General features: G+C 66.6%; 12 protein-coding genes. All 12 read right to left on the bottom strand.

Annotated elements, in window-relative coordinates; all coding sequences use genetic code 11:
• A partial coding sequence (locus ACMX2H_RS18535) for a hypothetical protein (RefSeq protein ID WP_414962697.1) occupies positions 1-679 on the bottom strand: 679 nt, incomplete at its 3' end.
• A gap of 52 nt (positions 680-731) precedes the next feature.
• The gene (locus tag ACMX2H_RS18530) at positions 732-1,616 is read right to left on the bottom strand and encodes a hypothetical protein (RefSeq protein WP_414962695.1); all 885 of its coding nucleotides are present in this window, start codon (positions 1,614-1,616) and stop codon (positions 732-734) included.
• Positions 1,606-3,084, bottom strand: coding sequence for a phage portal protein family protein (locus ACMX2H_RS18525; RefSeq protein WP_414962693.1), 1,479 nt, complete (start codon positions 3,082-3,084; stop codon positions 1,606-1,608). Before ACMX2H_RS18525 ends, ACMX2H_RS18530 begins: the two co-directional genes overlap by 11 nt.
• 265 nt (positions 3,085-3,349) lie before the next feature.
• Positions 3,350-3,565 carry a hypothetical protein gene (locus ACMX2H_RS18520; protein ID WP_414962692.1) on the bottom strand — a complete coding sequence of 72 codons (216 nt, stop codon included), beginning with the start codon at positions 3,563-3,565 and terminating at the stop codon, positions 3,350-3,352.
• Positions 3,562-3,873, bottom strand: coding sequence for a hypothetical protein (locus ACMX2H_RS18515; RefSeq protein ID WP_414962690.1), 312 nt, complete (start codon positions 3,871-3,873; stop codon positions 3,562-3,564). The genes ACMX2H_RS18520 and ACMX2H_RS18515 overlap by 4 nt, the downstream gene beginning before the upstream one ends.
• A 10-nt stretch (positions 3,874-3,883) precedes the next feature.
• The gene (locus ACMX2H_RS18510) at positions 3,884-4,249 is read right to left on the bottom strand and encodes a hypothetical protein (protein ID WP_414962688.1); all 366 of its coding nucleotides are present in this window, start codon (positions 4,247-4,249) and stop codon (positions 3,884-3,886) included.
• Positions 4,250-4,304: 55 nt separating this feature from the next.
• Complete coding sequence (locus tag ACMX2H_RS18505; RefSeq protein WP_414962686.1) at positions 4,305-4,670, bottom strand: hypothetical protein; 366 nt, start codon at positions 4,668-4,670, stop codon at positions 4,305-4,307.
• 111 nt (positions 4,671-4,781) lie between these two features.
• A complete protein-coding gene (locus ACMX2H_RS18500) occupies positions 4,782-5,018 on the bottom strand; it encodes a hypothetical protein (RefSeq protein ID WP_414962684.1) in 237 nt (78 codons plus the stop codon).
• 105 nt (positions 5,019-5,123) lie between these two features.
• Entirely contained in the window at positions 5,124-5,873 is a 750-nt protein-coding gene (locus ACMX2H_RS18495) for a DUF2786 domain-containing protein (protein ID WP_414962682.1), read from the bottom strand.
• A gap of 227 nt (positions 5,874-6,100) precedes the next feature.
• Positions 6,101-6,304 (bottom strand): helix-turn-helix domain-containing protein, encoded by a 204-nt coding sequence (locus ACMX2H_RS18490; protein WP_414962681.1) that lies wholly within the window; start codon positions 6,302-6,304, stop codon positions 6,101-6,103.
• 228 nt (positions 6,305-6,532) lie between these two features.
• Positions 6,533-6,763 (bottom strand): hypothetical protein, encoded by a 231-nt coding sequence (locus ACMX2H_RS18485; RefSeq protein WP_414962679.1) that lies wholly within the window; start codon positions 6,761-6,763, stop codon positions 6,533-6,535.
• Between the two features lie 54 nt (positions 6,764-6,817).
• The gene (locus tag ACMX2H_RS18480; RefSeq protein ID WP_414962677.1) at positions 6,818-7,063 is read right to left on the bottom strand and encodes a hypothetical protein; all 246 of its coding nucleotides are present in this window, start codon (positions 7,061-7,063) and stop codon (positions 6,818-6,820) included.
• Positions 7,064-7,263 lie beyond the last annotated feature (200 nt).

Here is a 7,263-nt window from a genome sequence, read left to right as displayed (position 1 = left end):
CGCCGTCCGGGGCGGTCAGGAAGGCGACCTGCTGCAGCCCGGCCTCGGACTCAAACCAGACGAGGGAGTCGTCAAAATCGCGGACCCAACGGTCGTAGGCGCCCCCGGCTTCCAGTGCCTTCTGCAGCGCGCGGCGCAGCGAGTCCTGCGTGTGGCCACCGGCGAAGGTAAACGCGGAGGCAGTGAACACGGTGGTCTTGGTTTTGCCGCGCTGAGAGAACGTGGCGTGAACGGTGCCAAGCCCCTGCACGGCGGGCGGAGCCTCGCCCAGCAGCGCCAGCGCAGTCAGGACCGCCGGGTACTCGGCCGTGACTTCGCCCTCGGCGTCGAGCATCTGCACGCCCCAGCTAATCTCCACCGACCGGAACGGGTAGGCGGAGTCCATGCGCTCGGCCAGCTCCTTTGGAACGTTCACGTAGTCGCCGTACAGCGTGCCGCCCAGCTCGTCGTCCACGGAGAGGTTGGTGACCTGCCCGTAGGCGGGTTCTCCGTCCATCCACTCCGGGTTGGCGAACCGCGGATCGACGTGGCCGATCTTGATTACTGCCGGGTCCACGCCTGCGTTGAAGGAGGCGAGAATGTTGTCAATGTCCTCGCGGGAGATACTGGTGGTGCCCGTAGAGGCGTTCCAGGTGCCGACCCGCATCAGCGGGACCCGCTCAATGGTTACGTAGTCCATGCCCGCAGCATCGGCGCTGGCCGGAGGGGCGTGTGGGACGGAGCCCCGCGCCCTATTCGTTGAACACGAAAACGAGGGTGCCCCTGCAGCGGGCCCCGCCGTCGCAGCCCCGATACCCGCCCAGCGGGTAGTCCTCGCGAGCAGCAGCCATGGAGTCGTAGTCCTTGCCGTCCACATGCGAGCACGGGGTGCAAGTGTTGCCGTCCATGATTTCGGAGGCCCAGATTTCGTCGGGCTCCAGCTCGTCGGCGGTGTCCCCGCGGCCCATGCCGGTTGCGGTGAGGATGGACTGCTGCGCAAGGTCACGCGACCCGGCCACGCCAATGTCGTCCAGCACCTTCTGCAGCCAGTCCGCCTCCACCGCTGCGCCAGCGCTCACTGCCGGGTCGGCCAGCACGGTGTGCAGCTTCCCAGTGATGCGCTGCCACGGGTGCTCGGCAACCATCGTGGCTGCGGCCTTGTAGGCTCCTGCAGGCGGCTGCAGCGCCCCGATCCCGACAGTTGCGCCCTGCCGCGCCGCTTCAGCGAGGACGCGGGCGGACGCGGCCGTGTAGACCTGCTCCAGCAGCTCCTCCATCCGGGCAGCAGTGCGAGCCCGCGCCTCACGGACGGCTTTGGGCTGCTCGGAGGTCACGGCTGCCAGCGCCAGCGCCAGCTTGGACGGGGTGGCGGTGTTTTGGCCGGAGAACAGCAGCCCCAGCAGCGCGGCACCGATCACGAGGTGCAGCCCGGTCAGCTCCGCCTCCGCCTCCGCCACAGCCTGCTCCAGATCGTCCTCCAGATCAGCGAACCGGGTTTGCGCCCGCAGCTCGTGCGCGAACAACGGACGGGCTGCAGCCGCGGGAGCCAGCCGCTCCGCGCGCTCGGCCGCCATCACGTCGTCTGTTGCCTCTGCCAGCAGCAGCACCGCCACGGCGCGGTCCAGATCATCCTGCATGGGCAGGCACCCGCTCGCGCTGGCGCAGCTCGATCACGCGCTCCAGCATTTGGCTGATCGTCAGCTCCTCAGTGGACGCGGCGGCGGCGGTCTTGTCGGCAGCCGGGGCCGGGAGCTGCGCCGGGGCTGCAGGCTCCTCTGCGGCCGGGGCAGGCTCGCCGGGGGCGGCAGGGGCGGCCGGGTCTGCCGGGGCCGGGACCGGGGCCTCTGCCTTCTTGGCCGGTGCTGCCTTGGGCAGCCCGTAGCGTTCGCGCAGGTGGTCCTCCAGCTTCCCGTCCGGGGTGATGAGTCCGGCGTTGGCCAGCTGGGTCAGAATCTCGGGAGAGGCGCCCTGATTGGCGCGAATGTCGCCCGGGGTCAGCGCCGGGTATTCGGCGTCCGGCCCGAAGTTGAACTCCACTAGATCGCGGATGACGTGCTCGGTCACAGTGTCAGCGATCCGCTGCGCCATCGACTGCACGGAGGAGAGGAACACGTCAAGGAACGTCTCGCCCAAAGAGCGGGCGCCGTTGTCGTGGCCAAGGTCAAGGAACATGGCCAGCGCAGTCCGCGCGATTTCCCGGTCGTGGTACTCGATCTTCGGGGTCAGGTCCACAGTGGAGCCGGAGACGCCCTCCAGCTTGAACGTGACGCCGTGGGGCAGCGCCAGCCCGGCCTTCTCACCGGCGCGGACCTCGGAGGCCAGCCGCTCGCACAACTCCTGATGGGCCTCGTCCGAGTAGGTGAAGGTGGGGATGCCCATCGAGTTGCGCTCGGCAGCCTGCGCGTCCAGCCGGAGGAAGATATCTTTGATCATCCAGTGCTTGTAGGCTTGGCGGAGCAGGGAGCGCCCGGACCAGTCTGCGCCCTCCTTCTTGTTCACGTAGAACACGAGGTCGTTGACCGAAATCTCGATCGGGTCGTTGAAGTCGAGGCTGGTCTGCCAGATCGCTTCCAGCCCGCCGTCGCGGCCGACAATGATCCGCTCGATGGTGCGCGGTAGCCGCGGGGCCAGCTTCCGCAGGTGCACGATTTCGTCCAGCCCCAGCTCCTCCTGGCCCTTGCGAGGGGGAGCGACTTCGTAGACCTGCTCAAACGGAGCGAACCCGGCCCACAGCATTGTCTCGGTGACCTGCTCGATGTGCTCGGTCAGCACGATGCCCTGACGGCGGCGGCGAGAGAGAGCCTTGCCCGGTTCGGGCAGTCCCAGCTCGGTGCGGACCAGCGCGACGACTTCCTTGTCCACGCCGTCCGCGTCGAGGTCCCAGCGGGCCCCGACGATGGGGAGCGTGATCGCCTGCATGAGCGACCCGATATGCCCGTCTTGGGAGCGCATGGTGTCGTAGATCGGGATGGACGCCGGGAACGCCAGTTCGCGGTTCAGTTCCAGCGGCTCCGCCACATATTCGTCGGGTCGACCGTAGCCCCGGACAACGCGCCGGACGCCGCCGGGCTGCCCCAGCTCCTTGGTGTTTGGTTTGCTCGCCATACCCGGGAGCATGACCGCGGAGCCGGAGCCCGTGTGGGACGCCGGGGTTAGAGCGCTCCGTCAGCTTCAACGGGGGTCAACAGATAGTATTCAGTCCTTCGTGTGGGGCCGCCCAGAACAGTGACGTGTTCAGGGCTGCCGGGTGTTTGTGGTGGGCTTACGTGTATCGCTGCTCCGGGGTGCTTTGCCCCCAGCGCGGCAATCGCTTTCTGCCGCGTCGAGTAGGCGCCGCAGACTGTCTTGTCCTGCTGCAGTACGTAGAGCGTCATGGCGCGGGCTGCGCTTTGGCGGAGAGCAAGAACGGGCTCTCCAGTCCGTCGTAGCGCATGAATTCCTCGTCGCTGGTCGGGTTGTCCGGGGCGTACTCCTCCACCGCCACCTCCGTGAGCCGCTGCGCAATCTCCGCCACCCGGCGCAGGACGGCGTGGTTTGGCCCGTCCTCCAGCTCCAGCGTGAGCCTGATCTGAAACGTCCTGCTCATGCTTGCCTCTCCAGCACTTCCTCCGCGGCGGCGTACAGCCGCTCCTGCATGCGGTCCTCATCGCCAGCCTCAGCAGTGCGGACCTTGAACACGGCCCACGCTGCCTCCAGCACCGGCTCCGGGGCGTCCCCCTCCACTCGGGCCAGCAGCGGCCCCAGCTCGGAGCGCCCGGTCACGGTGCCCACGAGGTCGTGCGCCCGCATGAGCGCGTAGATCAGCTCCATGGCCTCGTTCTCGGTGAGCGCTTCGGGGCTCACTTCCAACCGCGCGGGGGAGTCTTTGACGAGGAGCGTTCCTTCGGTGGTCATTGGTTGCCTTTCAGTAGGTGTAGGTGATGTTGGCGTGGCTGTCGTCCCAAGGTTCTTCGGTGACGAGGTGGTAGATGATGTTCACGAGGTGCCAGCCCGGGAGCGGGTAGAAGTCCGGCCAACGGTACTTGCACTCGTCCTCGTGGGTGAACAGCTCCTCAGCGCCCTCATACGCCTCCTCTGTCACGTAGTCCTCCAGCTTCGGGGCCCCGGGGCAGGTGCAGTCCCCCTCGCCCTCCATCACGGACCAGACGTGCTCGGGGCCGCGTGCTGCCACGGCGTCCTCGTATGAGGGCCACTGGACGTCCTCGCCGTCGTAGGGGACCAGTGTGAAGTCGTCCTCTATGTCCCTCGTGGGCTGCTCTGCTGCTGTCATTGGTTTCCTCCAGTTGTACCGGGGGGCTGCAGTGCGCAGCCCCCCGCCGTTTCGTTTAGCTAACTCGACTGATGTAAATCACTGCCTTGTGCTCCTCAGCCCATGCTTCCTCCGTCACCACCCAGTGCCGCGCGTCCCGCATGCTGCCGCAGTCCATCACGTGATATGTCGGGGAAGCGTATTCGCATCCGTTGTGCGCAAACTCAGCCATCGCACGCTTCCACGCTTCGTAGATCGCGTCGTCGTCGCCGTGCTGCTCCGCCAAGTCCTCCCACGTCGGGCGACCCTCGCAGAAGCAGTCCGGCCCATCGCTTTCTGCCGCCCATACATGCTGCGCACCGCGCACCGCGCACGCTTCGTCGTAGCTCGCGTACTGCCCGCCGACTACCGTGAAATGTGCTTCAAACTGCTCTACTGCCATCATGGGCTTGCCTCTCGGTTGTTTGTTTGTGTTGCTATAACAAACTTAGGGCAGCGTCCGGGGGCCGGGCAAGCCGGGCTCACTCGTTGGTCCGCACCAGCGGCTCGCCCCTCACTGGGCGAGCCTTGCGGTGGCCAGCGCGGCGTTCAGTTCCTTCAGCGAGGAGCGGTGCTCGTAGTCGCCCGGGAAGTCGGCGCGCAGGACGCGGGTGCGGTGACGCGATTTCATGTCCGCGGCAATGTAGCTCTCCTCGATCTTGACGAACCGGGTGCCGTCGCTGAGCTTGTATTCGGTGGTGTTGGCCAGCGGGCCGTTGGTGTAGCTTTCGCGGGTGTAGGTGAGTGCCATTGTCTTGCCTTTCGGTTGTTTGAGTAACTACAACAAACAATAGGGCTGGCCAGCAGGCCGGGCAAGCCCCGGAGGCAACCTTGGCCCCCGGGGCGGTAACCCTTGCTAGGCGTTGACTGCCTCGCGGCTGGCTGCGCCCATCTTGCCGGTACCCACGTCCGCGTTCCGGCCAGCGGCACGCCCCGCGCGGCCAGCGGCGTAAGAGCCGCCCTGCAGCCGCGCCTGCCGCTTCTGCTTCGCGTTCGGGTACAGCTCGTAAGCCTTCTCGGACGCCCGGCTCTTGCGGTCGGCCAGCACCAGCTCCTGCCCGGTGGACTCCTCGCCGTAGATCGCCAGCAGCCGGGAGGAGACTTCGTAGAGGAAACTCATCTGGAACTGGCGCCGCTCGGCTTCCTTCTCCGGCCGCGTCATCCAGCTGCGCTCCGGGGTGTTCTTCCACCACTCGGCCATCGCGGGCTGAATCTGCACCAGCAGCGAGTCGAACAGCCGGATGATCTTGGTGACGTCGGACTCCGCGCCGATCAGGTACAGCGTGGTCCGCTCCCGCCATGTGGACTCCATGATTTCGATGGCGTTGAACGCATGCGCCACAGCCGTGAACCCGCGGACCAGACCGGCCCGGTAGACGCCCGATACGACGTACTGGCGCTCAACGATCGCCTCGCGCTCCTTGCCCGCCTTGCCCGCCGCGTCGTCCAGCTGCGCCTTCTCGATGCCGTAGCGCACCATCAGCCGCTCGGCGTGCTCCTGGAACGCCTGCGCCTCGGCCGGATACGGGGTGTTCTCCGCTTTCGCGAGGAGCTGGTTGATCAGTTCCAGCGTCTTGGCTGCCTTGTCCTTGGTGATGCGTGCCATTTGGTGTGCTTCCTTCCGGTTGTTTGTTTGTGTTGTTGTAACAACTGTACGGCATGGCCTGCTGGCTGGCCGTTGGGTTACCGCGGGTTGCCCGCTGGACTGCGAGCGGCTCAGTACGAACGAAGATCGCTGCCGCCGCACTCCGGGGCTGGGAGCTGCTGCCGGGCGCCGCTGCCCGGCGCGGGGAGTGCCGGGCCCCAGGTGCTCCCCGGGGCCCGGCTGCCCGCCTACTTCTGTATGCGGGCCGTGTGGTACACGATCGTTCGGATGAGGCCGACCGAAACGCTAAACCGTTCGGCCAGATCGTTGACCTTCTCGCCGTGTGCGAACAGCCTGCAGATGGTCTGCATGGACTCTGCGCTCAGGCGCCGTCTGCGCCCCACGCTGTCGAAGTAGAACTGGCTGAGGTCCGGGTCCGGCTTGCCTGCCATGTCGGTTCCTTTCGGTTGTGTTCCTGCGCCGTTCGGTTGTTTGAACGACTAAAACAAATATATGGAGATTGGGCCGGGCCGGGCGAGCCGGGCGGTAACCTAACGGCCCGGCCGGGCAACCCAAGCAGCGGCGGCCGCGTGCGCGGCACTGGGGCGCGGACTGCGCCCGGGCGGCACGTTGGGCCGGGACGGGGGAGCGGGAGCCCTTGGGCCCCCGCTCCGGGCTGGCTACATCGCCCGCTCCGTGTACCAGTCCGCGACCTCAAAATCGTCGTCGTTAGCGTACAGCACCACAGCCACGCGCCCCTCGTTCGTGACCAGCCCGGACACGCCGCCGTCCGCGAGGCTTTCCACTGGGTCCGCCATCCAGTAGATGAACTCGGCGTCCAAGTCCTTCTCCACCTGCGCTGCCAGCTTGTCGTCTGCGAGCTGCAGCAGCTTCTCTGTCCGAGCGTCCATCGTCTCGCCCTTTCGGTTGGCGGGGGCCCCGCGCGGGGCCCCCTTGGTTGTTTGCTACTTGGCTACGTTGAAGTAACCCGTGCTGACGTTGTAGATCGCCTTGCCCTCGGCGTTCTTCACGCTCACCTCGATGCCGCGGAAACCCGCGTTGTCGTCCGCGAAGATCGCCGTGACCGTCTCGCCCTCGCGGATGACCACGCCGTGCGCCCCGCGCACCACGTCTGCGACTGCTACCAGCTTCGTGCCTGCCTTCTGGACGCGGACGCTGTAGCTGCGGTTCCTAGCTTCGATGCTCTGCATTGTTCTGCCTTTCGGTTGTTTGAACTGATAAAACAAATATAGGGCAGTGCTCGGGGCGCGGCAAACCCCGCGGGCAACCTTGGGCCCGCGGGGCGTAACCTTGCTACGCGGTCAGCTTCGCCAGCTCCTCGCGTGCCGCCTGCAGTGCAGCGATTGCCTCGTCCACTTCCTCCACCGTGACCCACGTGGCATTGCGGCTG

The sequence above is a fragment of the Arthrobacter sulfonylureivorans genome, from assembly GCF_047607445.1.
In the GTDB taxonomy this organism is placed as follows: domain Bacteria; phylum Actinomycetota; class Actinomycetes; order Actinomycetales; family Micrococcaceae; genus Crystallibacter; species Crystallibacter sulfonylureivorans_A.
The sequence above is the reverse complement of the archived record's forward strand: the minus strand, read 5'-3'. Positions and strand labels throughout refer to the sequence as shown.